Raw genomic sequence first — 23,324 nt, 5'->3', positions numbered from 1 at the left:
TGATCCACGGCCGCTTCGGTCCCGAGACGTTCTGGGGCGAGGGCCGGGATGCGTTCCCGCGCGGCGTCGCGTCCGGGCATGCCGTTGACAATTGGTCGGTGACCAACTCTACTGAGGTCGGGAATTGGTCACCGACCAATACTGCGCGACTCCACCGATCTGAGGAGCACAGCATGTCCGTCAAGACGTGGTTCATCACCGGCGCTTCCAAGGGTTTCGGAAGGGAGTGGGCCGAGGCCGCGCTCGAACGCGGTGACCGGGTCGCCGTATCGAGCCGAACCCCCGGCGCCTTCGACGAGTTGGTCAAAACCCACGGCGACGCCGTGCTGCCGATCCAGCTCGACGTCACCGACCGCGCGGCCGTCGACGCCGCGGTGCGGCACGCCGTCGATCACTTCGGGCAGCTCGACGTCGTGGTCAACAACGCCGGATACGGCCTGTTCGGGATGGTCGAGGAGGTGAGCGAGCAGCAGGCCCGCGACCAGCTCGACGTGAACCTGCTCGGGCCGCTGTGGGTCGTCCACGCCGCCCTGCCGCACCTGCGGGCGCAGGGGTCGGGGCACATCGTCCAGGTGTCCTCGATCGCCGGCGTGTTCTCCCTGCCCGGCCTCGGGATCTACCACGCCTCGAAGTTCGGCCTGGAGGGATTCACCGCCAGCCTCGCCGCGGAGGTCAAGGACTTCGGCATCAAGGTCACGCTGGTCGAACCGGCCGGATACGCCACCGACTGGGCCGGCCCGTCCGCAGTCCAGGCCGACCGGCTGGCCGCCTACGACGACTTCCGCGCCGGCATGCGACGCCCGGCCGGTGAGCGGGGCGAGCCCGGTGCGACGCGCGCCGCGCTGCTCGAACTCGTCGACACGGACGAGCCGCCGCTGCGGATCTTCTTCGGAAAGGGGCCCCTCGACGTGATCAAGGCGGAGTACGCGGCACGGATCAGCGAGTGGGAGCGCTGGGACGCGGTGTCCCAGGCGGCGTTCGGCGTCTGACCTGGCCCCGGGCGGCCGACTTGTACGATGACCAAAGGTGCGGTCGCTGGTTAGCGTAAAGGCAGGAACACCGGGAAGGGCGGGAGCGAGATGCGCTGGACGCAGGACGACGTCATCGAAGCGGCGTTCACCACGCTCGAGGCCGAAGGGCTCGACCGGCTGTCGCTGCGCGGGGTCGCCCGGACGCTCGGCTCCCACCTCAACTCGGTGAGCTGGTACGTCAAGACGAAGCAGACGCTCATCGAAACGATGGCCGACACCATCGTCGGCAGCGTCGACGTCACCGACCTGCCCGCCGAACCGATCGAACGGGTCCGCACCGTCGCCGGGCGCTACCGGGCCGCGCTGCTCGCCCGTCGTGACGGCGGCCGCCTGGTAGCCGGCACGTTCACCGGCACCGGCAAGACATTGCGCGTCGCCGAATCCGTCGTCGGCGCCCTGCTCGAAGCCGGCTACCGCGAGTCCGACGCGGCGCGCCTGTGCTGGTCGATCGTCTACTTCGCCCTGGGCCTGACCCAGGAAGAGCAGACCCCGTCGGACAACCCGCGCGGGTCGTTCGGTGAACTCGTCGCCACCGACACCTATCCCGCGCTCGCCCAGGTCGGCGAACAGCTCATGGTCGCCGACTCCTTCGACGCCCGCTTCGACTACGGCCTGGCCCGCCTGCTGGGCGTTGCCTGACCGGCAGCGCTCCGCCCGCACGAGTCTGCCCGTCCCAGGTGTCTCCGGTGGCCTCGGTGTGTTCCGTCGTATGTAGGCCGTTCAGGCGCTGTCTCTCGTGCGACGGTCCCGGCCTGCCGACATCACTGAGCGGTGCCCGTGTTCACCGTCCGGCAGGCGGTCCGGCCATGGGCCTCCATCTGCCGTGCGCCGCACACCACTTGGAGACACGATGTCCATGCGTCACCGCCGATCGCACTCGGCCCTGATCGTCGCCGCCCTGTGCCTGGTCACCACCCTCACAGGTTGCTCGGACTCGGGCGACGGATCCTCGTCCAGCAGTACCCCGCCCGCATCCGCGTCGGTATCCGCGTCCGCGTCCGTATCCGCGTCCGCATCGGTGTCGTCCTCCGAGAGCGGCAAAGGCGAAGTGAGGGTCACCATCAAGGACTTCGCCTTCCAGCCGGCCGAGTTGGAGGTCGGCCCCGGCACGAAGATCACCGTCACGAACGAGGACTCGGCCCCGCACACGCTGACCGCCGACGACAAGTCCTTCGACACCGGTGACCTCGCGCAGGGGGAGTCGGCCACGATCACCGCGCCGTCCAAGCCGGGCTCGTACTCCTACATCTGCACCGTCCACCCGAACATGAAGGGCACTCTCACGGTCCGCTGACGCCGGCGTACCCCGCACGCCCTCGTTCTCGGGAGCCCCAGCCATGTCCCACGAACCGACCGACCCGCCGGCCTCGCGCCCCGCCCGCCGGCCGTGGCGCGCGGCGGCCCGCGTCCTCGCCGCCGCCGGACTCGCCGTCAACGCGTACGTGCACGCGGACCTCGCGTCGCGCTACGACCCCGTCAGGGCCACGATCAGCCAGGGCTCCTTGTTCAGGATCGAGACCGCCCTCGCCGCGCTCGCCGCCGTACTCGTCGTGTTCTGGCGCCGCTCCCTTGGCGATGTCTTCGCCTGGCTCACCGCGGCCGGCGGCCTCGCGGCCCTGCTGGTCTACCGCTACGTCGACGTCGGCGCGCTCGGCCCGCTGCCCGACATGTACGAACCTCTCTGGTACGCGGAGAAGGGCCTCGTCGTGATCTCGCAGCTCGTGACCGTCGTGGCGATGACGCTGCTCCTGGTGAGCCGGGGGCGCGAACGGCTCCTGGCCCGTCGGCACGGTTCCGGCCGTTGAGCGAATACCTGTTCCGGCGAGTGCAGAAATTGCTTGCGGGGGCCTGAAGTTTTTCCGGTCGGTGGGACCGGGAAAACTTGGAGTTCTGCGGGATTTCCAGATGGCATGCTACTGTTGTATTCAGTTGCAGTTGTGGTTCCCAAAAACTTCGAGTGCCTCCGCCGGAACATTTCGTTCGGCGGGTGCGCTTCTGTGTTTCCGGTGTCTTTCCGGGCGGGGCGATGATCGCGGCGACAGGAGTTCGCACAGTGTGGGCTCCGGGCACTGCCCCGAAGGAGATATGACATGGCTACTGGCACCGTGAAGTGGTTCAACGCGGAAAAGGGTTTCGGCTTCATCGAGCAGGACGGTGGCGGCCCCGACGTCTTCGCCCACTACTCGAACATCGCCTCCTCAGGCTTCCGTGAGCTGCAGGAAGGCCAGAAGGTGAACTTCGACATCGGTCAGGGCCAGAAGGGCCCGACGGCCGAGAACATCGTTCCCGCCTGACGTTCCCCCCTGGCGTCGTAGCTGACGCGCAGACCGTAGCTGGGGCCCGCACCTTGGGGTGCGGGCCCCAGCTCGTTGCTTTTCCGGGTGCCGTTCTGGATTTCGGCAGCCAATCATTCGGCTCGTTCCTGCGATGCCCTGTGCTGTTCAAATGCCGCGGGAATTCCTTGACGCGTGCCGTGCATTTTCGTGCCGCGTCAAGGAAGGTTTTCTGACCATGAAACGTACGTATGGGGCCGGTCGATCCGGGCGAACGAGTCGGACTGTGGTTTCCGGGGAGTTCGCGTTGCCGAAGAGCGTACAGCCGGGCCTCCCCGCCGTCTCTTCCTTCGGGGAGCTCGCTCTGCCGGACGAACTGCTGCGGATGCTCACCAGCCTCGGCATGAACGAGCCGTTCCCCATTCAGGCCGCCACCCTGCCCAACTCCCTCGCCGGGCGTGACGTGCTCGGGCGCGGCCGTACCGGGTCCGGCAAGACCCTCGCGTTCGGGCTCGCCCTCCTCGCCCGTACGGCCGGGCGCCGGGCCGAGCCCGGCAGGCCGCTCGCCCTGGTCCTCGTCCCCACCCGCGAACTCGCCCAGCAGGTCACCGAGGCACTCGCCCCGTACGCGCGCTCGCTGAAGCTGCGGACGGCCACCGTCGTGGGCGGCATGTCCATCGGACGTCAGGCCGGAGCGCTGCGCGGGGGCGTCGAGATCGTCGTCGCCACCCCGGGGCGGCTCAAGGACCTCATCGACCGAGGCGACTGCCGGCTCGACGAAGTGGCCGTCACCGTGCTCGACGAGGCCGACCAGATGGCCGACATGGGCTTCATGCCCCAGGTCACGGCCCTGCTCGACCAGGTGCGGCGGGAGGGGCAGCGGATGCTGTTCTCCGCCACGCTCGACCGCAACGTCGACCTTCTCGTGCGCCGCTATCTCCACGACCCCGTGGTCCACTCCGTCGACCCGTCGGCCGGCGCGGTGACGACGATGGAACACCACGTCCTGCACGTGCACCCCGTCGACAAGCATGCGGCCACCACGGAGATCGCCGCCCGCGACGGCCGGGTCATCATGTTTCTCGACACCAAGCACGCCGTGGACCGGCTGACCCGGGACCTCCTCGGCGTCGGTGTGCGCGCCGCCGCCCTGCACGGCGGAAAGTCCCAGCCGCAGCGCACCCGCACTCTCGCCCAGTTCAAGAGCGGCCACGTCACCGTCCTGGTCGCGACCAACGTCGCCGCCCGCGGCATCCACGTCGACAGCCTCGACCTCGTGGTCAACGTCGACCCGCCGAGCGACCACAAGGACTACCTGCACCGCGGCGGCCGTACCGCCCGTGCCGGTGAGTCCGGCAGCGTCGTCACCCTCGTCCTGCCGAACCAGCGCAGGGACATGAGCCGACTGATGCACGACGCCGGGATCACCCCGCAGATCGCCCAAGTCCGGTCGGGTGAGGCTGAGTTGAGCCGCATCACGGGTGCGCGGGCGCCGTCCGGTGTGCCGGTCGTGATCACCGCGCCGGTGGCGGAACGCCCTCGGCGCAGCGGGTCGAGCACGCGTGGCCGCCGCAGCCGTTCCGCCGAGGCCCGGCGCGCCGCCGATCCGAGGCGCATCGCCGACCAGCCGCGCACGGGGCCGGGAGCGGCAACCACCTCCTGGCAGCCCGCTTCCCCGGTCGCCGCGGCGTCCTGACCTGTCACGCCGCAGCCCTTCACCCCATCTCCCTTGGTCCTATCTCCCTGTCGTTCCAACCCGCCATCCCGTAGGAGGCACTTTGACACTGGTCGAGACACATCCGCGCGAGACGGCCCGACCCCCTTCGGGGAACGCGTCCCTGAGGCCGTCGGGACCTCACGTCTGGGCCGACATGACCGTCGAGGTCGCCCTGTCCGTCCTCAACAGCTCCCGTGACGGTCATCTCCTCCTCTGCGACGAGGACGGCCGCTGCACCGGTACGGTCAGCCGCGCCGAGCTGAGCGCCGCGCGTGACAGCGCCCGCTACACCGATCGCATCCAGCTGCGGGACATCGTCCACAGCTTCGGACCGTCCCCTTCCCTGTGAGGCCCTCATGCGCTGTGTCATCGCCAGATTCCCCTTCGACCTGTTCAGCAGCGACGTGCTGGACGCGATGAAGGGCGTCAAACCCGAACCCGTCACCGGCGACTCCGTGCTCATCGGGCGGCGCCGCTACCCCGTCAAGCAGGTCGGGGCCGTCATCACCCGCCAGGACCGGCGCGACTTCACCTCCGGTGAGGTGGTCAGGGCGCTGACCGCGCTCGGCTTCGTCTGTACCGAGGTCTCCGCGGGCGGCTCCGCGAGGGCTGAACTCACCCCGCTCCAGGTCGCGTCGGCCCTGATGGGGTCGCCCGCCCCCGCGTAGACGCACCACCGCCGGGCCACTCAGGCCGGGCAGTGCTGAGGGCCCCGACCGGTTCGCAGGTCGGGGCCCTCGGCGTGCGCGCGGCCCGGCGGCGGCGCGACCGTGCGGACGCATGGTGTTCAATTTGCCCCGGGCACGGCCGCCGTGACGGCGCCGGGGGCCCTCCATGCGCCCCTCGACGAGGTGAAATGACAGCAGAAGGACCGCTGGGCCGTCTCGACGACGACGATTACCCCGCCTTCACGATGGGACGGGCCGCCGAGATGATCGGCACCACGCCCGCCTTCCTGCGGGCGATCGGCGAAGCACGCCTGATCACTCCGCTGCGGTCGGCCGGCGGACACCGCCGCTACTCCCGCTACCAGCTGCGTATCGCGGCACGCGCCCGCGAACTCGTCGACCGGGGCACCCCGGTCGAGGCCGCCTGCCGCATCATCATCCTTGAGGACCAGCTCGAGGACGCCCTGCGCATCAACGAGGAGTTCCGCCGCGCGGCGGTGGAGCCGGACGCCGGGTCCGAGGACTAGGAATCACATCTCGAGCGCCCGGCTGGTGCTCGCGTCGAGGTGGATGAACAGGGACAGGAAAAAGACCCCCGGAATTCTCCCGGAAGGTCGTTCTGAAGGGCGCTCTGAAGGTCGCTTCGGTAAATTTCCGGAAACCCGGTAACCCTTGAACCCGTGAACCCGCGAAATCAATTCACCACATGAGCATCAACGGCATCAAGAACGGCGACGATGCGGAGAAGGCCCGCCTCAGCCCCGCACGGCGACGTGGAACGACGAGGCCCACAGCACCAGCGCGGCGCCCAGGCCGACCACCACGCGCACGGTCTCCATGGTCGTACCGGCCGCCGCGACCACCAGACCCGCCACCGCGACGGCCGTCAGCAGGACAGCCGTCCACTTGTACTGCCACTGGTCGAAGAGGCGGGCGAGCGGGAAGAAGTGCAGGCCCACGACCAGGCAGATGCCGGGCGGGATCAGCTCCGGGTGGCCGCTCGCGTTCGACGCGGCGATCACCACGAAGATCGCCACCAGCTCGGCCATGTTCACCAGGCCGACCCCGCGGTTCCACTTCTCCGGGAGCCGCACCATGCGCGAGGCTTGACCGGCCCCGCCGCGGAACGCCAGGACCACCGCCGCGACGGTCACCGCGGCGGCGAGTATGCCGACCGTCACCGAAACCCCCACGGCGCTTATGCCGGAGCCGCCCGCAAAAGCCCACACCAGGGCAAAAACCGCGAGGACGATCGCCCCGCGGCGGCGCAGGTTCTGCGTGAGTGCCAGGCACTCCGTGTCCGTAGTCATGGCCGGAGAGTACAGCGATCTTCGCGCGTGCCTGCCGGTTTTCGCCCAACCCGTGCGTGACGCGGCAGGCACCGGCGTCACGAAAGCGGTGACGTATGCAAGCGGTCGTCCCGGATTCCCTTTTCGGGTGCAAGATGCCGCCGGGGAATTCCAGTCAGAACATTCAGCCGGATCTGTTGAAGACTTCCTGGCAGGTGCGCAGAACGTGGGCGAACGGGGCGCCCCGAGAAGCCGGGCGCCGTGGCCCGGGCGGTGCCCGTGACAGTGGATCAGTTCGGCGGGACGAGGAACGACTCGGTCACGAGCCGCACCTTGTCCACGACCTCTTCGTCGCCGAGCCGCAACGCGGTGTTGGCGGCGAGGAGTACCGCATCGAGCTGGAAGGCGGCGAGGCCGGCGTCGAGCTGAGCGATCTCTCCGGCGTGGACGGCATGGCGCAGCTCGGCGGCGATGAGGTCACGCCAGTCGCGCTGGCTGCGGAACAGCGCGTCACGCACCGGCCCGGATCGGCTGTCGAAGCCGGCCAGGTTCGCCGCCCAGAAGCAACCGCCCGGGAACAGCGGCACCGACGCGTACTCGATCCAGCGTTCGATGAGCGCGCGCACCCGCGCCGCTCCGCGAGGCGCGGACTGTGCGGGGCGGACGACCGCGTCCCCGAACACGTCACGTGCGCAACTGACCGCCGCGACCTGCAGGTTCTCCTTCGTCCCGAAGAGGGTCTGCACGCCGCTCTTGCTGATCCCGAGGTCGGTGGCCAGTCGGCCGATGCTGAGCCCGTCGAGTCCTTCCAGCGATGCCACGTCCACGGCATGGCGGACGATCGTGCGTCGGGACCGCGCACCACGCAGCACGCGCCGATCCGACGTACCCACGTCAGCGCCGTCGGTGGAACCGGCAACGCCCCGCTGCTCCACTTCGCTCATCGCCCCATCCTCCTGCCGGATTCCTCTTGCGATTAACGTACGACCGATCGTACGTTATTTCTTGGAGCGGGCAATCAGGAGGTGCGCGACGTGGACAGCCGTCGAATGTCAGAGCTGGCACAGGCGTTGGCCACTGCGAAGAGCCGGCAGGACGTGCCCGCAGCCATGGAGCTCTTCCACCGGGACATGGTCCTGGACGCTCCGGCTTTCGGGACGAGGGCTCAGGGCCTGGCCGCGAACGAAAGGGCACTGACCGGATTCTTCGCCTCCTTCCCCGACTACCAGGTCGCTCTCGAAGGGCACGCTGCCGACGGCGACGCACTGGTCTGCTGGGGGACGGTGAGGATGACCATGACGGGTGACCGATTCGGCGTGCACCCCAATGGCAGGCGGGCCGAGTTGCCGGTGTTCATTCAGTTCGCCTTCAAGGACGGCCTGATCGCAGGCGAGCGCTTCTTCTTCGATCTGTCGGAGCTGTGTGCCCAGTCAGGCGTCTCGACGGACGCGGTCAGGCGAAAGCTGTTCGGAGCGGCCGCGTCCACGCCCTCCGCTCCGGGGACCGAACCCATTCGAACGTGAGGGGACATGGCAGCAGACGCTCGGCTGAGAGACATCGACGAGATCAGGACGACGCATCTCTTCGACATGGCCGTGGACTTGAACCCGCGGCTGGACATCGGCCCCGGCCCGTTGGGCCGACGGGTCCTCTTCGGCTCCGCGGGAGGGACGTTCGAGGGGCCGGGCCTACGCGGCGAGGTTCTCCCCGGGGGCGGGGACTGGACGTTGTTCCGCCCAGACGGCGTGATGACGCTCGACGTCCGGCTGACCTTGCGGACGCACGACGGCGACCTGCTGCACATGACCTACGGCGGCCGCTGGGTCACCCCGCCCGAACTGCGGGCCGACATCGCCGATCCCGCCACGCGGCACCGAGTCGACCCCGCCCGCTACTACTTCCGGACGAACCCCCTCTTCGAAACGGGGGCGGAGCGATACGCATGGCTGAACGACGTCGTCTGCGTGGGCTCGGGGTACCTGATCGAAGGTGGAATCGCGTACAAGGTCTCGCGAGTTGTCTGAACGGCCTGTCTGAACGACCTGTGTGAACGGCCTGTCTGAACGACCTGTCTGAACGAGCTGTCTGAACGACCTGTGCGAAGAGCTGTGTGGCAGCAGGAGATGCGACCACGCAGTCACCGGCCCACGCCAGGACGTGCTCTTTCTGGCCGGTGACTGCGTGGTCAGGGCACTAGAGTTCCGCGCATGCAGTCCTACACCATCGGGCAGGCGGCGCGTCTGCTGGGCGTCAGCCCCGACACGGCACGCCGCTGGGCGGACGCGGGCCGCGTCGCCACCCACCGCGACGAGGGTGGTCGCCGCCTGATCCGCGGCCAGGACCTGGCGGCCTTCTCCATCGAGGTCGGCCAGTCGGGCGGCGACGACGAGGACGCCTCGTACACCTCCGCCCGCAACGCCTTCCCCGGCATCGTCACCGGCGTGAAGCTCGGCGACGTGGCGGCCCAGGTCGAGATCCAGGCGGGCCCGCACCGGCTCGTCTCCCTCCTGACCCGCGAGGCCGTCGAGGAGCTCGGCCTCGAAGTGGGCATGCAGGCCACCGCCCGCGTGAAGTCGACCAACGTACACATCGACCTCACCTGACCCGGCCCGCCGGGCACCCGGACGTGAGAGGTGTACGTAGCAACACCCGAGGTCCGGTGCGTACGCCCCATGTGCCGGGCCGCCGCCGTCCCTAACGTCGTGGACATGGCGCAGTCAGCGCCGTGACGACGACGGTGGACGGGGAGAGACCATGTTCCGACGTACGGGCCGGGCGGGCGGCAGCGGACCGGCAGGGCACGGCGGCGAGGCCCTGCGCCTCGTCAAGGTCAGCAAGACGTACGGGGCCGGGGAGGGCGCCGAGAACGCCGTCACCGCCCTCGACGACGTGACCCTGAGCCTGCGGGCCGGGACGTTCACCGCCGTGATGGGGCCCTCCGGCTCCGGCAAGTCGACGCTCCTGCAGTGCGCGGCCGGCCTCGACCGGCCCGACAGCGGCATCGTGATGGTCGACGGCGAGGAGATGACGGGCGGCACCGAGGCCGCCCTCACCAAGTTCCGCCGCCGCCGGATCGGCTTCGTCTTCCAGCAGTACAACCTGCTGCCGACGCTGACCGTCGCCCAGAACACCACCCTGCCGCTCCGGCTCGCCGGGCGGCGGGTGAACCGGGTCCGCGCGCAGGAGATCCTCACCCAGGTCGGCCTCGGTGACCGGCTCGGCCACCGGCCCGACCAGCTCTCCGGCGGCCAGCGTCAACGCGCCGCCATCGCCCGCGCGTTGGTCACCGAGCCCAGCGTCATCTTCGCGGACGAACCCACCGGCGCCCTCGACACCCGCAGCGCGCGCGACGTCCTGCGCCTCCTCCAGGAAGCCGTGCGCCTGCACGGCAGGACCGTCGTCATGGTGACGCACGACCCGGTCGCCGCCTCGTACGCGGACTGCGTGCTCTTCCTCGCGGACGGCCGCCTCGCAGGCGAGATGACCGCACCCACCGTCGACGCCGTGGCCGAGCGCCTCGCGCACCTCGGTGACACCACGCCGGCGGGGGTGTGAGCCGTGTTCGCACTCGCCCTGCGCTCCGTCCGGCTGCGCCCCGGACGCCTCCTCGCGACGCTCCTGTCCGCGTTCCTCGGCGCGGCGATCATCATGACGTTCAACTCGCTGCACGACACGGCGGGCGCCCCCGGCGTCGACCACGTCAGCGCGGACACCCTCACCACCGCGGCGAGCGTCGTCGGCGGGTACGGAACGCTCCTCGTGTTCTTCGCCGTCGCCTCCACTCTGACCGTCAACGTCCGCCAACGCACCGACGAGATCACCCTCCTGCGCCACACCGGCGCCACCCCCGCCCAGATCAAGCGCATGATCGTCGGTGAGTCCGTGATCGTCGCCCTCGCCGGTGCGGTGCTCGCCGTCGGACCCGCGACGCTCGGCGGCAACGCCCTGCTCGACGTGTTCAAGGACAGCGGCCAGGTCGCCGACGGCGTCAGCTACGTGTTCGGCCCCGTCGCCCTCATGTCCGGCGTCGCCGTCACCCTGCTCGCCTCCGCGGGCGCCGCGTTCCTCGCGGTGCGGCGGGCCACGAGGGCGGCCGCCGGGATGCGCCAAGGCCGGGGCAGGGCACGGAAGTTCGCGGCCTGGGGCGCCCTCGCCGCCGGCGCCGCCGGTGTCCTGTGCACCTTCGCCATGAAGTCCACCGACGCGGCCCTCATGGCGGCGCCCGCCTACGGCGCGATCCTGCTCTCCGTAGGCTTCGCGCTCCTGTCCCCGGCCCTGCTGCGCGGCTTCCTCGGCCGCGCGGAACCCCTGCTCACCGCACTCACCGGTGCGAGCGGCTATCTGACGGTACGGAACATGCGGCAGCGCGCCGACCAGCTCTCCGGCGTCCTGATGCCGCTGATCCTGTTCACCGGCATGGCCACGGCCACCCTCTACATGCAGGCCGTGGAGAGCGACGCGATCAAGGCGTCCGGCGTCGCCAAGTCCGTCGGGGACAAGAACCTGGAGACCCTCAACTTCGTGGTCGTCGGCATCATCGTCGTCTTCGCCTGCGTCATGCTCGTCAACACCCTGTACGCGGCGACGTCCTATCGGGTCGGCGAGTTCGGCCGGCAGCGCCTCGCCGGTGCCACGCCGGGCCAGGTCCTCGGGACGGTCGCGGTCGAGAGCCTCGTCCTCACGGTGACGGGTGTGTTCTTCGGCACGGTCGCGGGCCTCGCGGGAATCGTGCCCTTCACCGCGGTCCGCACCGACTCGCTCCTGCCCGGCCAGGGCCTCGGAATCTGGCTCACGGTCGTGGCATTGGCGGCCACGGCGACACTCGTGACCAGTCTGGGTACGGCCCGCAGGACCCTGCGCGTCAAGGCCGTGGACGCCGTCTCGGTCGCCGCCTGAACCCGGATCCGCCCGCCCGGCACGGTACGCGCCCGCCACCACGGCGGATGCGGACCGTGTCGCTGTTGGGCTGAACGGGTGACTTGGCGTAAGAATGGCGGGTGCAGACAAAAGTACGAGCCCGGACGGGGTGGGGGCAGTGAACAGCCACGACGTCACTGACGAACAATGGGAAGGGCTCGCCCAGGTAGTACCTCTGCGCGGCCGGAACGCATGGCCGTCGGCGGTCGACCACAGGGCCGTCCCCGAAGCGGAGACCGAGGCGCGGCGACGGTTCGTCGTGCTGCGGGTCAATGTGTTCGCGGACGCCCGCGAGGTCGCCGAGACCGTCATGACGGGCATCCCCGTGCTGCTCGACCTCAGCGGTGCCGAGTCCGATGTCGCCAAGCGCGTCCTGGACTTCAGCAGCGGAGTGGTCATGGGCCTCGGCTGCGGCATGCACCGCGTCGACCGCAATGTCTTCCTGCTCGCCCCTCCCGGCACCGAGGTGCAGGACTTCGTGGCGGGGGCTGTTCCCCGGGCGTAGGGCCTGTCGTTTGGATCAGGCCGGATCAGGGAGCGGGGTCTGGTCCAAACGACAGGCCCTAGTCACCCGGCCAAGGCTCCTGGTCCCCCGATCGTAGGAAGATCCGTCCAGAGGAACGGTTCGCCGGACCCGCCGCCGCATACCGTCCGGAACATGAGCTTGCTCGCGCGGGGCGCACCCCCGGCCCCCCAGGACCGGCCGAGCGTCACCGAACTGCGGCTCTCCGCCTTCGCCGCGCACCGCGGTGCCGGTTTCGCGCTCGGCCCGCTGACCCTCTTCGCGGGACCGAGCGGGAGCGGCAAGTCCAGCGCCCTGAAGGCCTACGAAGGTCTGGCCCGGCTCGGGGGCGGCGCGGCTCTCGACGAGGTGTTCTCCGACCCGTCCGCCTGTGTGCCGGACCGGGCCCGGCCCGACGCGCAGCGACGCCGCGGCTTCCGCATCGGCTGCACCGTCACCGGAGCCGTCGGACCGGTCCGCCTCGACCTCGCCGTCCAGGCGGAGCCCGAACTGCGCATCGTGGGCGAACGGTTGACCTGCGACGGCCACACCCTCCTGGAGACCGCGCTGCGCGACCCCGGACGCCGCGTCGTCCAGGCCGCCTGGCACACGGCGGGCGCGACCGCGGTGACCCGCGCGCCCCTGCCGGACGACCTGCTCGGCACGGCGCTCCTGCCGTTGCGCGTCGCAGGCAAGACGGAGGGCCAGCGGCTCGTCATCGCCGCCGCCGAACAGGTGGTGGTCGCCCTGCGCTCCGTCTTCCCCTGCGACCCCCAGCCCGCCCGCATGCGCGGCCCCGCCCAGGCCACCGCCGACCGCCTCCTGACCGGCTGCGACAACCTCGCCGCCGTCCTGTGGCGCACGCGCTCCGAGTGCGGCATCCGGCACGCGCTGCTCGTCGCCGCCGCCCGGGCCGGCTGCGCGGGACCTGTCGTCGACGTCCTGTCGGAGGACCTCGGCAACGGCACGGTACGGGCCGTGCTCGACCGCGGTGACGGCCTTCGTACCCCCGTCGACCGGCTCGGGGACGGCGAGTTGAGGTATTTGGCGCTCGCCCTGGTCCTGCTCACCGGACCCCGGGTGCTCGCGGTCGACCCGGTCGCGGAGGTCCCCGAGGCGTACCAGACGCTCACCGTCCTCGCCGACGGCCTCGACCGCAGCCTCGACCCGCGGCAGCTGCGGGAGCTGACGGCGCTCGCGGAGCGGATGTGCGGGCGCGGGCACATCCGCCTCGCGGGGGCGGTCGGCGACGGGACGTGGGCGGCGCGGGAGCACGGCGCGGCGGTGGTAGACCTGGGGCCGTGACAGAACTTGATGTGGCGGCGCTGCAGCGCCGACTGGCGCAGTTCGCTGCGGCCAGGAACTGGGAGCAGTACCACACGCCGAAGAACCTGGTGGCCGCGCTGAGCGTGGAGGCGTCCGAACTGGTCGAGATCTTCCAGTGGTTGACGCCACAGGAGTCGGCCGACGTGATGACGGACCCGGAGACCGCGCACCGGGTGCGTGACGAGGTGGCAGACGTCCTCGCCTATCTGCTGCAACTGTGCGAGGTGCTCGGGATCGACGCGCTGGCGGCCCTGTCGGCGAAGATCGACCGCAACGAGGCACGGTTTCCGGTGCCGGGGGAGGGCTGAGGCCGACGGCCGGCACCGGCGGCTGAGACCGGGTGGTAGGGCCGCACGACCGCTCTTGTCACTCTATGGAGTCACAGAATTATCAACATTGGATTCCGTGTCCACAGATTTCGGTCGTCCTCTGGCTTTTCGCCACTCTGACCCTCACTCTGGGTAGTGGACAAGGGAGTTGAGGACGGGGGCGGCGTATGGACGCGGTGCGACTCATCAGGGCGAGCCGACGGGCCCTGGCGGAGAGCCAGGACGCGCCGGCCATCACACGGGAGGCATGGCAGGCCCAGGCCCTCGCACAGGCCATGGGGAACAGGCTGGCGCGGGAGGGCCCGCCGGAGCTCAGGGGCGAGGCGCTCGGACTCAGCGAGGCGGGCGGCAGAGGCTGCTCGGGCTCGGCGATCCCGGTCATCGGCGCGGGCGGCATACGGGCGGCGCAGCTCACGGACCTGCCGGAGGCGCAGAAGGCGTTGACCGGTCTGGCCGCGCTGCTCGGGGAAGTGGGGATCGCCCTGGTGGGCATCGCCAGCGAGGCGGAGGAGGAGGGGGATTACTGGTACTGCATGGATGCCATCGACGCCGCGGACGAATCACGCGACAGGGTCCTCGAGATAATCCGCCGACTCGAGCTGCGCCACGACGCGATGTCGGAATCGGAGCCGGACTCGGCGGCGTAGGAGGCCGCCGAGCCGGTGCGGCGGCGGGCTTCGGGGGCGCACCGGCATCCGTGCGACGCGCGCGCCCCCGGCGGGGTCAGAGGCGGTGGCCCTCGTCGGCGAACGGGGCGCCGGGTCCGGTGGACTGCTGAAGGTCGGCGTCGAGTTGTGACAGATCCGCGTTGAGCGCGGCCATCAGCTCTTCCATCTGCTGGAGCAGCCCCTTGGGCGCGCCCTGCTGATCCGGCAGGGCCGGTTCGTGCACGACCTGTTCGGACATGGCTTCCTGGGACATGACGGCCTCCTCGGCCCTCGCCTTCCCCGCGGGGGAAGGCAGTTCACGCAAGCGTCGCCCTGGCAGCGGCGGCCGCCGCCGGAGCGGGTGCCGGACGGTCCGGCACCGCCCGAGGCAACGATCACTCGGCTGGCCGGGTCACTGGCGCGGGCACCCGCCACGTGCCCGGTTGACGGATATTCACCCGACCGGGGCGGGGCCGGAGCGCCCGGGACCGGCGGAGTTGACGCCCCGCGTGGTGCAGCCGGGCGGCGGCGCGGCTGCGCGCCGCTCAGCTCGCGCGCCGCTCAGCTCGCGCGCCGCTCAGGCCGCGCGCTGCTCAGGTCGCCGGGGCTGCACGCCGCTTGGCTTGCGCGCTGCTCAGGTCGCCGGGGCTGCACGCCGCTCAGGCCGCGCGCCGCTCAGGCCGCACACCGCTCAGGTCGCCGGGGCTGCACGCCGCTCAGCTCGCGCGCCGGTCCGGTCGCCGGGGCCGCGCACCGCTCGGGCCGCACGTTGCTCAGGCCGCTGCGGCCGCGCACCGCTCAGCCCATCGTGACCGATCGGCGACCGCTCGGCCGCTCAGGAAGCCATCGCGCGTGGCGGCCTAGGACAGCTGGGGCATCACCTCGGTGGCGATCAGCTCCAGGTGGTCCAGGTCGTCCAGGTCGAGCATCTGGAGATACATCCGCTGCGAGCCGACGGACTGGTACGCGGCGATGCGCTCGACGACCTCGGCCGGCGACCCGGCGAGCCCGTTCGCCTTGAGCTCGTCCACATCGCGGCCGATGGTGGCGGCGCGGCGCCGCACGTCGGTGTCTGTCTTCCCGACGCACGCCACCAGGGCGTTGGAGTAGACGAGGCTGTCGGCGCTGCGGCCGCGCTCCGCCGCCGCCGTACGTACGCGCTTGAACTGCTGCGCCGTGTCGGCGAGCGAGGCGAACGGGATGTTGAACTCGTCGGCGTACTGCGCGGCGAGCGCCGGGGTCCGTTTGGCACCGTGCCCGCCGATCAGGACCGGCACCTTGCTCTGCTTCGGCTTCGGCAGCGCGGGGGAGTCCTTCAGCTGGTAGTACGTGCCGTTGAAGTTGAAGTGCTCGCCGACGGGCGTACTCCACAGGCCCGTGACGATGGCGAGTTGCTCCGCCAGGCGGCCGAACTTCTCCTTCGGGAAGGGGATTCCGTAAGCGTCGTGCTCCGCCTCGTACCACCCTGAGCCGAGGCCCAACTCCACACGGCCGCCCGACATCTGGTCGACCTGCGCGACCTGGATCGCGAGAACGCCGGGGAGGCGGAAGGTGCCCGCGGTCATCAGCGTGCCCAGGCGGATCCGCTGTGTCTCGCGTGCGAGGCCGGCCAGCGTGATCCAGGCATCGGTGGGGCCGGGGAGCCCGTCGGCGGAGCCCATGTGCAAGTAGTGGTCAGACCGGAAAAACGCTCCGTAATTGAGGTCTTCAGCGGCCTTCGCGACGCGGAGAAGCGTCTCGTAGGTCGCGCCCTGCTGCGGTTCTGTGAAGACTCGAAGATCCATTCATCCATCATGCACCGGTCACTTCAGGTGACCCTTTAGAACCGCAGCGTCCCCGGAGAGAAATGCGTGGTCGGAGGCGGTACGGGCGGACCATACTCGGACACGTGTTCCTGACGATCAGCACGACCGGCACCCCTGAACGCCCCGCGACCGACCTCGGGTTTCTGCTGCACAAGCATCCCGACAACGCGCAGGCGTTCTCCACCTCGCACGGAACCGCGCACGTCCTGTACCCGGAGGCGTCCGCGGAGCGCTGCACCGCGGCGCTGCTCCTGGAGGTGGATCCGGTCGCGCTCGTGCGTCGCGGCAAGGGCAAGGGCCGCGGTGGCGCCCCGGACGCGGCGCTCGCGCAGTACGTGAACGACCGGCCGTACGCCGCGTCGTCCCTGCTCGCCGTGGCGATCGGCAACGTGTTCTCCAGCGCCCTGCGCGGGCAGTGCAAGGCCAGGCCCGAGCGGGCCGAGCAGCCGATGCCGCTGCGCATCGAGGTGCCCGCGGTGCCCGCGCGCGGCGGTGCGGCGCTGGTGCGCCGGCTCTTCGAGCCGCTCGGCTGGGCCACGGTGACGGCCGAGCCGGTGGCGCTCGACGAGCAGTTCCCCGAGTGGGGCGACTCGCGCTACGTGCGTCTCGCCCTGGAGGGCGAACTGCGGCTCGCCGAGGCACTGCGGCACCTGTATGTGCTGCTCCCCGTGCTCGACGACGCCAAGCACTACTGGGTGTCGGACGACGAGGTCGACAAGCTGCTGCGGGCGGGTGAGGGCTGGCTGCCCACGCATCCCGAGCAGAAGCTCATCACCAGCCGCTACCTCTCGCGACGCTGGGCGCTCACCCGCCGCGCCATGGAGCGCCTGGAGCTGGTCCGGCTCGCCGAGACGGACGACACCGACGTCGAGGACATCGACAACGCGGTCGACGAGGCGACGGACACCGAGGAGCGGCCCGTACCGCTGGCCGTTCAGCGGCGCGACGCCATCATCGCGGCACTCAGGGCGGCCGGGGCCGGGCGGGTGCTCGACCTGGGCTGCGGGCAGGGCCAGTTGGTGCAGGAGCTGCTCAAGGACACCCGGTTCACCGAGGTCGTGGGTGTCGACGTGTCGATGAGGGCCCTGACGATCGCCGCCCGCCGCCTCAAGATCGACCGGATGGGCGAGCGCCAGGCCTCCCGCGTCACGCTGCTTCAGGGCTCGCTCGCGTACACCGACAAGCGGCTCAAGGGGTATGACGCGGCGGTCCTCAGCGAGGTCGTCGAGCACCTCGACCTGCCGCGGCTGCCCGCGCTGGAGTACGCGGTGTTCGGCTCCGCGCGGCCGGGGACGGTCCTCGTGACGACGCCGAACGTCGAGTACAACGTCCGCTGGGAGACCCTGCCCGCCGGGCACGTGCGGCACGGCGACCACCGCTTCGAGTGGACCCGCGAGGAGTTTCGCACCTGGTCGCACGCGGTGGCCGAACGGCACGGCTACGGCGTCGAGTTCGAGCCCGTAGGACCCGACGACCCCGAGGTCGGCCCGCCTACACAGATGGCCGTCTTCACCCTGACCGACCAGCCCCGGACCGGCCGGGCCGTGACCGACCGGACCCGAACCGGCCAGCCGCGAACCGACCAGCCCCGGACCGGCCAGCCTCGAACCGACCAGCCCCGGACCGGCCAGCCTCGAACCGACCAGCCCCGGACCGACCGGGCCGTGACCGACCGGACCCGGACCGGCCAGCCTCGAACCGACCAGCCCCGGACCGACCGGGCCGTGACCGACCGGACCCGAACCGACCAGCCTCGAACCGCCCCGAGCCCGAAGGAGGCGAAGGCCGCATGACCGCCACCCCCGGTTCCCACGCTCGTACGCTCCCCGTCACCGACCTGTCCCTCGTCGTCCTCGTCGGCGCCTCGGGGTCCGGCAAGTCGACGTTCGCGCGGCGGCACTTCAAGCCCACCGAGATCATCTCCAGCGACTTCTGCCGGGGGCTCGTCGCCGACGACGAGAACGACCAGAGCGCCAGCCGCGACGCCTTCGACGTGCTCCACTACATCGCGGGCAAGCGTCTCGCGGCCGGGCGGCTCACCGTCGTCGACGCGACCAACGTCCAGCAGGAGAGCCGCAAGCAGCTCGTCGACCTGGCGCGGCAGTACGACGTGCTGCCCATCGCCATCGTCCTCGACATCCCCGAGGAGGTCTGCGCCGCGCGCAACGCGGAGCGCGCCGACCGCGCCGGTATGCACCGCCGCGTCATCTCCCGGCACACCCGTGAACTGCGGCGCTCCCTGCGTCACCTGGAGCGTGAGGGCTTCCGCAAGGTCCACATCCTGCGCGGCGCGGAAGAGGCCGACAGCGCCGAGGTCGTACGCGAGAAGCGCTACAACGACCTCACGCACCTCACGGGCCCCTTCGACATCATCGGCGACATCCACGGCTGCGCCTCCGAGCTGGAGACGCTGCTCGCCAGGCTCGGCTACGCGGACGGTGTCCACCCCGAGGGCCGTACGGCGGTGTTCGTCGGCGACCTCGTCGACCGGGGGCCCGACTCCCCGGGCGTCCTGCGCCGCGTCATGTCGATGGTCAGGTCGGGCAACGCGCTGTGCGTGCCCGGGAACCACGAGAACAAGTTCGGCCGTTACCTCAAGGGCCGAAAGGTCCAGCACACGCACGGCCTGGCCGAGACCGTCGAGCAGTTCGCGGGCGAGAGCGAGGAGTTCACGCAGGAGGTCGCACGGTTCGTCGACGGCCTCGTCAGCCACTACGTCCTCGACGGGGGCAAGCTCGTGGTGTGCCACGCGGGCCTGCCCGAGAAGTACCACGGGCGCACGTCCGGACGGGTGCGCTCGCACGCGCTGTACGGGGACACGACCGGCGAGACCGACGAGTTCGGCCTGCCGGTGCGCTACCCGTGGGCCGAGGACTACCGCGGCAGCGCGGCCGTCGTCTACGGCCACACACCGGTCCCGCAGGCCACCTGGCTGAACAACACCATCTGCCTGGACACGGGCGCCGTGTTCGGCGGCAAGCTGACCGCGCTGCGCTGGCCGGAGCGCGAACTGGTCGACGTACCCGCCGAGAAGGTCTGGTACGAGCCGTCGAGGCCGCTGCGGGCCGAGGCGCCCGGCGGGCACGACGGGCGGCCGCTCGACCTCGCCGACGTGCACGGACGGCGGGCCGTCGAGACCCGGCACGCCGGACGCGTAGCCGTGCGCGAGGAGAACGCGGCGGCGGCCCTGGAGGTCATGAGCCGCTTCGCCGTCGACCCGCGCCTGGTCCCGTACCTGCCGCCGACGATGGCGCCGACGGCGACGTCAAGGGAAGACGCCCGCGGCAAAGCCGCTGATGAACACTTCCTGGAGCACCCCGCCGAGGCCTTCGCCCAGTACGCCGCCGACGGGGTGGGGCGCGTCGTGTGCGAGGAGAAGCACATGGGCTCGCGGGCCGTGGCCCTGGTGTGCCGGGACGTGGATGTGGCGCGGGAGCGCTTCGGCGTTCCGGCAGGGCCCACCGGCGCGCTCTACACCCGTACCGGACGGTCCTTCTTCGCTGACGCGCAGGTCACCGAGGAGATCCTCGGCCGGGTGCGCGCCGCCGTCACGGACGCGGGCCTGTGGGACGAACTCGACACGGACTGGCTGCTGCTCGACGCGGAGCTGATGCCCTGGTCGCTCAAGGCGTCTGGCCTGCTGCGCTCGCAGTACGCCGCCGTGGGCGCCGCGTCCGGTGCCGTGTTCCCGGACGCGCTCGCCGGTCTGGAAGCGGCGGCGGCGCGCGGCGTCGACGTGGGCGAACTGCTCGGCAGGCAGCGTGAACGGGCCGCCGGCGCGGCCGCGTTCACGGACGCCTACCGACGCTACTGCTGGACGACGGACGGACTCGACGGGGTCCGGCTCGCACCGTTCCAGATCCTGGCCGTGCAGGGACGGTCGCTGGCCGCGCTGCCGCACGACGAGCAGCTCGCGTTCATCGACCGCATGGTCGAGCACGACGGCTCCGGGCTCCTGCAGACCACCCGGCGGCTCTTCGTGGACACCGGCGACGAGGCGTCCGTGAACGCCGGTGTCGACTGGTGGCTGGAGATGACGGGCCGCGGCGGCGAGGGCATGGTCGTCAAGCCGGTCGAGCCGCTCACGCGCGACGGCAAGGGCCGGCTCGTTCAGCCGGGCATCAAGTGCCGGGGCCGTGAGTACCTGCGGATCATCTACGGTCCCGAGTACACGCGCCCCGACCATCTGGAGCGCCTGCGCGGCCGGTTCCTCGGGCACAAGCGCTCGCTCGCGATCCGCGAGTACGCGCTCGGTCTCGAGGCGCTCGACCGCCTCGCGGACGGGGAGCCGCTGTGGCGGGTCCACGAGGCCGTGTTCGCGGTCCTCGCGCTCGAGTCGGAGCCCGTCGACCCGAGGCTGTGAGCGCGCGGATGTGAGCCGCCACCCAGCTCCTTGATTGCGGGGGCGCGGGCCGTCCGGCCGGGGAAAGATGGGTCCATGGGATTCCACGTCGACTCCGAGGCCGGGCGGCTGCGCCGCGTCATCCTGCACCGCCCCGATCTGGAGCTCAAGCGGCTCACCCCGAGCAACAAGGACGCGTTGCTCTTCGACGACGTGCTGTGGGTGCGCCGGGCCAGGCAGGAGCACGACGGGTTCGCCGACGTGCTGCGGGACCGGGGCGTGACCGTGCACCTCTTCGGCGACCTGCTCACCGAGACGCTCGCCATCGGGGACGCCAGGTCCCTCGTGCTCGACCGGGTCTTCGACGAGAAGGAGTACGGGCCGCTCGCCACCGACCACCTCAGGGCCGCCTTCGAGACGATGCCGGCCACGGACCTGGCCGAGGCGCTGGTCGGCGGCATGACCAAGCGGGAGTTCCTCGACCGGCACCCCGAGCCGACGTCGGTCCGCTTCCATGCGATGGACCTCGACGACTTCCTGCTCGGCCCGCTCCCCAACCACCTCTTCACCCGCGACACCTCGGCCTGGATCTACGACGGTGTCTCCATCAACGCGATGCGGTGGCCCGCCCGGCAGCGCGAGACCGTCCACTTCGAGGCGATCTACCGGCACCATCCGCTGTTCCGCGACACGGGCTTCCACCTCTGGTCGCAGGGGCAGGCCGACTACCCGTCCACGATCGAGGGCGGTGACGTCCTGGTGATCGGGCAGGGCGCCGTCCTCATCGGGATGAGCGAGCGCACCACCCCGCAGGCCGTCGAGATGCTGGCGCACAAGCTGTTCGCGGCGGGTTCCGCGAAGACGATCGTGGCGCTCGACATGCCGAAGCGGCGGGCGTTCATGCACCTCGACACCGTGATGACGATGGTCGACGGCGACACGTTCACGCAGTACGCGGGGCTCGGCATGCTGCGCTCGTACACCATCGAACCGGGCGCGGGGGAGCGGGAGTTGAAGGTCACCGACCATCCTCCGGAGCACATGCACCGGGCCATCGCCGCCGCGCTGGGCCTCAGTGAGATCCGGGTCCTGACCGCCACGCAGGACGTGCACGCGGCCGAGCGGGAGCAGTGGGACGACGGGTGCAACGTGCTGGCCGTGGAACCGGGCGTCGTCGTCGCCTACGAGCGCAACGCCACGACGAACACCTATCTGCGCAAGCAGGGCATCGAGGTCATAGAGATCCTGGGCAGCGAGCTGGGGCGGGGCAGGGGCGGCCCGCGCTGCATGAGCTGCCCGGTCGAGCGGGATCCTGTGTAGAGCGACGGTGTCCTGTATGGACCGGCGGTGTCGTGGACAGACCGATCGTGTCCTGTATAGAAATGTGGAGCGTCGTATAGACTTCCAGTATCTCTGAAGCATGAGCCCTTTACGCGTACCCCAGGAGCGCCCCATGGCGACAGTCCGTCCCGACCTCACCGGCCGCCACTTCCTCAAGGAGGTGGACTTCACCGCCGAGGAGTTCCGCGGCCTGATCGACCTCGCCGCCGAGCTGAAGGCGGCCAAGAGGGCGGGGACGGAGACGCGGCACCTCGCGGGCCGGAACATCGCGCTGATCTTCGAGAAGACCTCGACCCGTACGCGCTGCGCCTTCGAGGTCGCCGCGGCCGACCAGGGCGCGTCCACGACCTACCTGGACCCGTCCGGCTCTCAGGTCGGCCACAAGGAGTCCGTGCGGGACACGGCCCGGGTCCTCGGCCGGATGTTCGACGCCATCGAGTACCGCGGGGACAGCCAGTCCGGCGTGGAGGAGCTCGCCGCGTACGCGGGCGTGCCGGTCTACAACGGCCTGACCGACGACTGGCACCCCACGCAGATGCTCGCCGACGTCCTCACGATGGTCGAGCACTGCGGCAAGCCGCTCGACCGGATCGCCTTCGCCTACCTCGGTGACGCCCGGTTCAACATGGGCAACTCGTACCTGGTGACCGGCGCGCTGCTCGGCATGGACGTCCGGATCGTGGCGCCGCGGGCGTACTGGCCGGCCGAGGAGGTCGTCGCGCAGGCCCGCAAGCTCGCGGAGGCGAGCGGTGCCCGCCTCACGCTCACCGAGGACGTCGCCGAGGGCGTCGCGGAAGCCGACTTCGTCGCCACCGACGTCTGGGTCTCCATGGGTGAGCCCAAGGAGGTGTGGGCCGAGCGCATAACCGCTCTCAAGCCGTACGCCGTGACGATGGACGTCCTGCGCGCCACCGGGAACGCGGACGTCAAGTTCCTGCACTGCCTGCCCGCCTTCCACGACCTGGGAACCAAGGTCGGGCGCGAGATCCACGAGACGTACGGCCTGGACTCGCTGGAGGTCACGGACGAGGTCTTCGAGTCGGCGCACTCGGTCGTCTTCGACGAGGCCGAGAACCGGCTGCACACCATCAAGGCGATCATGGTCGCCACACTGGCCTGACGTCCGCGCCGCCAGAG

At 70.7% G+C, this 23,324-nt stretch carries 26 protein-coding genes; 22 read left to right on the top strand and 4 right to left on the bottom strand.

The genetic code is table 11. The features are described 5' to 3' along the window. Nucleotides 1-173: 173 nt before the first annotated feature. The 9 genes from ACIPWY_RS09485 (at nt 174) to ACIPWY_RS09445 (ending at nt 6,216) form a co-directional block, all read left to right on the top strand. Nucleotides 174-989, top strand: a complete 816-nt coding sequence (locus ACIPWY_RS09485; RefSeq protein ID WP_362906852.1) for an SDR family NAD(P)-dependent oxidoreductase — start codon at nt 174-176, stop codon at nt 987-989. A gap of 90 nt (nt 990-1,079) precedes the next feature. Next, nucleotides 1,080-1,670: a TetR/AcrR family transcriptional regulator C-terminal domain-containing protein gene (locus ACIPWY_RS09480; protein WP_362906850.1), complete on the top strand. Its 591-nt coding sequence runs from the start codon at nt 1,080-1,082 to the stop codon at nt 1,668-1,670. A 217-nt stretch (nt 1,671-1,887) separates the two neighbouring features. Then, nucleotides 1,888-2,325, top strand: coding sequence for a cupredoxin family copper-binding protein (locus ACIPWY_RS09475; protein ID WP_401532588.1), 438 nt, complete (start codon nt 1,888-1,890; stop codon nt 2,323-2,325). A gap of 43 nt (nt 2,326-2,368) precedes the next feature. Further along, entirely contained in the window at nt 2,369-2,836 is a 468-nt protein-coding gene (locus ACIPWY_RS09470) for a hypothetical protein (RefSeq protein WP_362906846.1), read from the top strand. Between the two features lie 285 nt (nt 2,837-3,121). Beyond that, nucleotides 3,122-3,325 carry a cold-shock protein gene (locus tag ACIPWY_RS09465; protein ID WP_362906844.1) on the top strand — a complete coding sequence of 68 codons (204 nt, stop codon included), beginning with the start codon at nt 3,122-3,124 and terminating at the stop codon, nt 3,323-3,325. Between the two features lie 217 nt (nt 3,326-3,542). Beyond that, nucleotides 3,543-5,000, top strand: a complete 1,458-nt coding sequence (locus tag ACIPWY_RS09460; protein WP_401532586.1) for a DEAD/DEAH box helicase — start codon at nt 3,543-3,545, stop codon at nt 4,998-5,000. Nucleotides 5,001-5,175: 175 nt separating this feature from the next. After that, entirely contained in the window at nt 5,176-5,370 is a 195-nt protein-coding gene (locus tag ACIPWY_RS09455; RefSeq protein WP_362906840.1) for a hypothetical protein, read from the top strand. Nucleotides 5,371-5,377: 7 nt separating this feature from the next. Further along, on the top strand, nt 5,378-5,689 hold the full coding sequence (locus ACIPWY_RS09450) for an SCO5918 family protein (protein WP_362906838.1): 312 nt from the start codon (nt 5,378-5,380) through the stop codon (nt 5,687-5,689). 188 nt (nt 5,690-5,877) lie between these two features. After that, complete coding sequence (locus ACIPWY_RS09445; RefSeq protein WP_362906836.1) at nt 5,878-6,216, top strand: MerR family transcriptional regulator; 339 nt, start codon at nt 5,878-5,880, stop codon at nt 6,214-6,216. A 228-nt stretch (nt 6,217-6,444) separates the two neighbouring features. Here the strand turns inward: ACIPWY_RS09445 and ACIPWY_RS09440 are convergent, their stop codons facing one another. Continuing rightward, nucleotides 6,445-6,999 (bottom strand): DUF7010 family protein, encoded by a 555-nt coding sequence (locus ACIPWY_RS09440; RefSeq protein ID WP_362906834.1) that lies wholly within the window; start codon nt 6,997-6,999, stop codon nt 6,445-6,447. Nucleotides 7,000-7,268: 269 nt separating this feature from the next. After that, nucleotides 7,269-7,922 carry a TetR/AcrR family transcriptional regulator gene (locus ACIPWY_RS09435; protein ID WP_362906832.1) on the bottom strand — a complete coding sequence of 218 codons (654 nt, stop codon included), beginning with the start codon at nt 7,920-7,922 and terminating at the stop codon, nt 7,269-7,271. A 105-nt stretch (nt 7,923-8,027) separates the two neighbouring features. Between ACIPWY_RS09435 and ACIPWY_RS09430 the strand changes: the two genes are divergently transcribed. From ACIPWY_RS09430 to ACIPWY_RS09390, 9 genes are all read left to right on the top strand, one after another. Beyond that, nucleotides 8,028-8,501 (top strand): ester cyclase, encoded by a 474-nt coding sequence (locus tag ACIPWY_RS09430; RefSeq protein ID WP_401532582.1) that lies wholly within the window; start codon nt 8,028-8,030, stop codon nt 8,499-8,501. Nucleotides 8,502-8,507: 6 nt separating this feature from the next. Further along, nucleotides 8,508-9,002, top strand: a complete 495-nt coding sequence (locus tag ACIPWY_RS09425; RefSeq protein ID WP_362906828.1) for a DUF3237 domain-containing protein — start codon at nt 8,508-8,510, stop codon at nt 9,000-9,002. A 183-nt stretch (nt 9,003-9,185) separates the two neighbouring features. Continuing rightward, nucleotides 9,186-9,581: a helix-turn-helix transcriptional regulator gene (locus ACIPWY_RS09420; protein ID WP_362906827.1), complete on the top strand. Its 396-nt coding sequence runs from the start codon at nt 9,186-9,188 to the stop codon at nt 9,579-9,581. Nucleotides 9,582-9,732: 151 nt separating this feature from the next. Further along, the gene (locus ACIPWY_RS09415; protein ID WP_362906825.1) at nt 9,733-10,533 is read left to right on the top strand and encodes an ABC transporter ATP-binding protein; all 801 of its coding nucleotides are present in this window, start codon (nt 9,733-9,735) and stop codon (nt 10,531-10,533) included. A 3-nt stretch (nt 10,534-10,536) separates the two neighbouring features. Then, a complete protein-coding gene (locus tag ACIPWY_RS09410; RefSeq protein ID WP_362906823.1) occupies nt 10,537-11,874 on the top strand; it encodes an ABC transporter permease in 1,338 nt (445 codons plus the stop codon). Between the two features lie 139 nt (nt 11,875-12,013). Beyond that, the gene (locus tag ACIPWY_RS09405; protein ID WP_362906821.1) at nt 12,014-12,400 is read left to right on the top strand and encodes a cell division protein SepF; all 387 of its coding nucleotides are present in this window, start codon (nt 12,014-12,016) and stop codon (nt 12,398-12,400) included. Between the two features lie 153 nt (nt 12,401-12,553). After that, the gene (locus ACIPWY_RS09400) at nt 12,554-13,702 is read left to right on the top strand and encodes an ATP-binding protein (RefSeq protein ID WP_362906819.1); all 1,149 of its coding nucleotides are present in this window, start codon (nt 12,554-12,556) and stop codon (nt 13,700-13,702) included. Further along, entirely contained in the window at nt 13,699-14,031 is a 333-nt protein-coding gene (locus ACIPWY_RS09395) for a nucleotide pyrophosphohydrolase (protein WP_362906817.1), read from the top strand. The genes ACIPWY_RS09400 and ACIPWY_RS09395 overlap by 4 nt, the downstream gene beginning before the upstream one ends. A 188-nt stretch (nt 14,032-14,219) precedes the next feature. Continuing rightward, entirely contained in the window at nt 14,220-14,699 is a 480-nt protein-coding gene (locus tag ACIPWY_RS09390; RefSeq protein WP_362906815.1) for a DUF6099 family protein, read from the top strand. A 76-nt stretch (nt 14,700-14,775) separates the two neighbouring features. Here ACIPWY_RS09390 and ACIPWY_RS09385 read toward each other — a convergent pair whose 3' ends face one another. Together ACIPWY_RS09385 and ACIPWY_RS09380 are read right to left on the bottom strand one after the other, a co-directional pair. Beyond that, entirely contained in the window at nt 14,776-14,973 is a 198-nt protein-coding gene (locus ACIPWY_RS09385) for a hypothetical protein (protein ID WP_362906813.1), read from the bottom strand. Between the two features lie 586 nt (nt 14,974-15,559). Further along, the gene (locus ACIPWY_RS09380; protein ID WP_401532577.1) at nt 15,560-16,483 is read right to left on the bottom strand and encodes an LLM class F420-dependent oxidoreductase; all 924 of its coding nucleotides are present in this window, start codon (nt 16,481-16,483) and stop codon (nt 15,560-15,562) included. Between the two features lie 104 nt (nt 16,484-16,587). On the opposite strand from ACIPWY_RS09380, the gene ACIPWY_RS09375 reads away from it, so the two are divergent. The 4 genes from ACIPWY_RS09375 (at nt 16,588) to argF (ending at nt 23,307) form a co-directional block, all read left to right on the top strand. Further along, nucleotides 16,588-18,297 (top strand): 3' terminal RNA ribose 2'-O-methyltransferase Hen1, encoded by a 1,710-nt coding sequence (locus tag ACIPWY_RS09375; protein ID WP_401532575.1) that lies wholly within the window; start codon nt 16,588-16,590, stop codon nt 18,295-18,297. Beyond that, nucleotides 18,294-20,867 (top strand): polynucleotide kinase-phosphatase, encoded by a 2,574-nt coding sequence (locus ACIPWY_RS09370; protein ID WP_401532573.1) that lies wholly within the window; start codon nt 18,294-18,296, stop codon nt 20,865-20,867. Before ACIPWY_RS09375 ends, ACIPWY_RS09370 begins: the two co-directional genes overlap by 4 nt. A gap of 75 nt (nt 20,868-20,942) precedes the next feature. After that, the gene (locus ACIPWY_RS09365) at nt 20,943-22,166 is read left to right on the top strand and encodes an arginine deiminase (RefSeq protein ID WP_362906805.1); all 1,224 of its coding nucleotides are present in this window, start codon (nt 20,943-20,945) and stop codon (nt 22,164-22,166) included. Nucleotides 22,167-22,299: 133 nt separating this feature from the next. Further along, the gene (gene argF / locus ACIPWY_RS09360; protein WP_362906803.1) at nt 22,300-23,307 is read left to right on the top strand and encodes an ornithine carbamoyltransferase; all 1,008 of its coding nucleotides are present in this window, start codon (nt 22,300-22,302) and stop codon (nt 23,305-23,307) included. Nucleotides 23,308-23,324 lie beyond the last annotated feature (17 nt).

The organism is Streptomyces sp. NPDC090032 (assembly GCF_044748025.1).
GTDB lineage: Bacteria > Actinomycetota > Actinomycetes > Streptomycetales > Streptomycetaceae > Streptomyces.
This window is presented reverse-complemented; position numbering and strand designations above follow the sequence as displayed.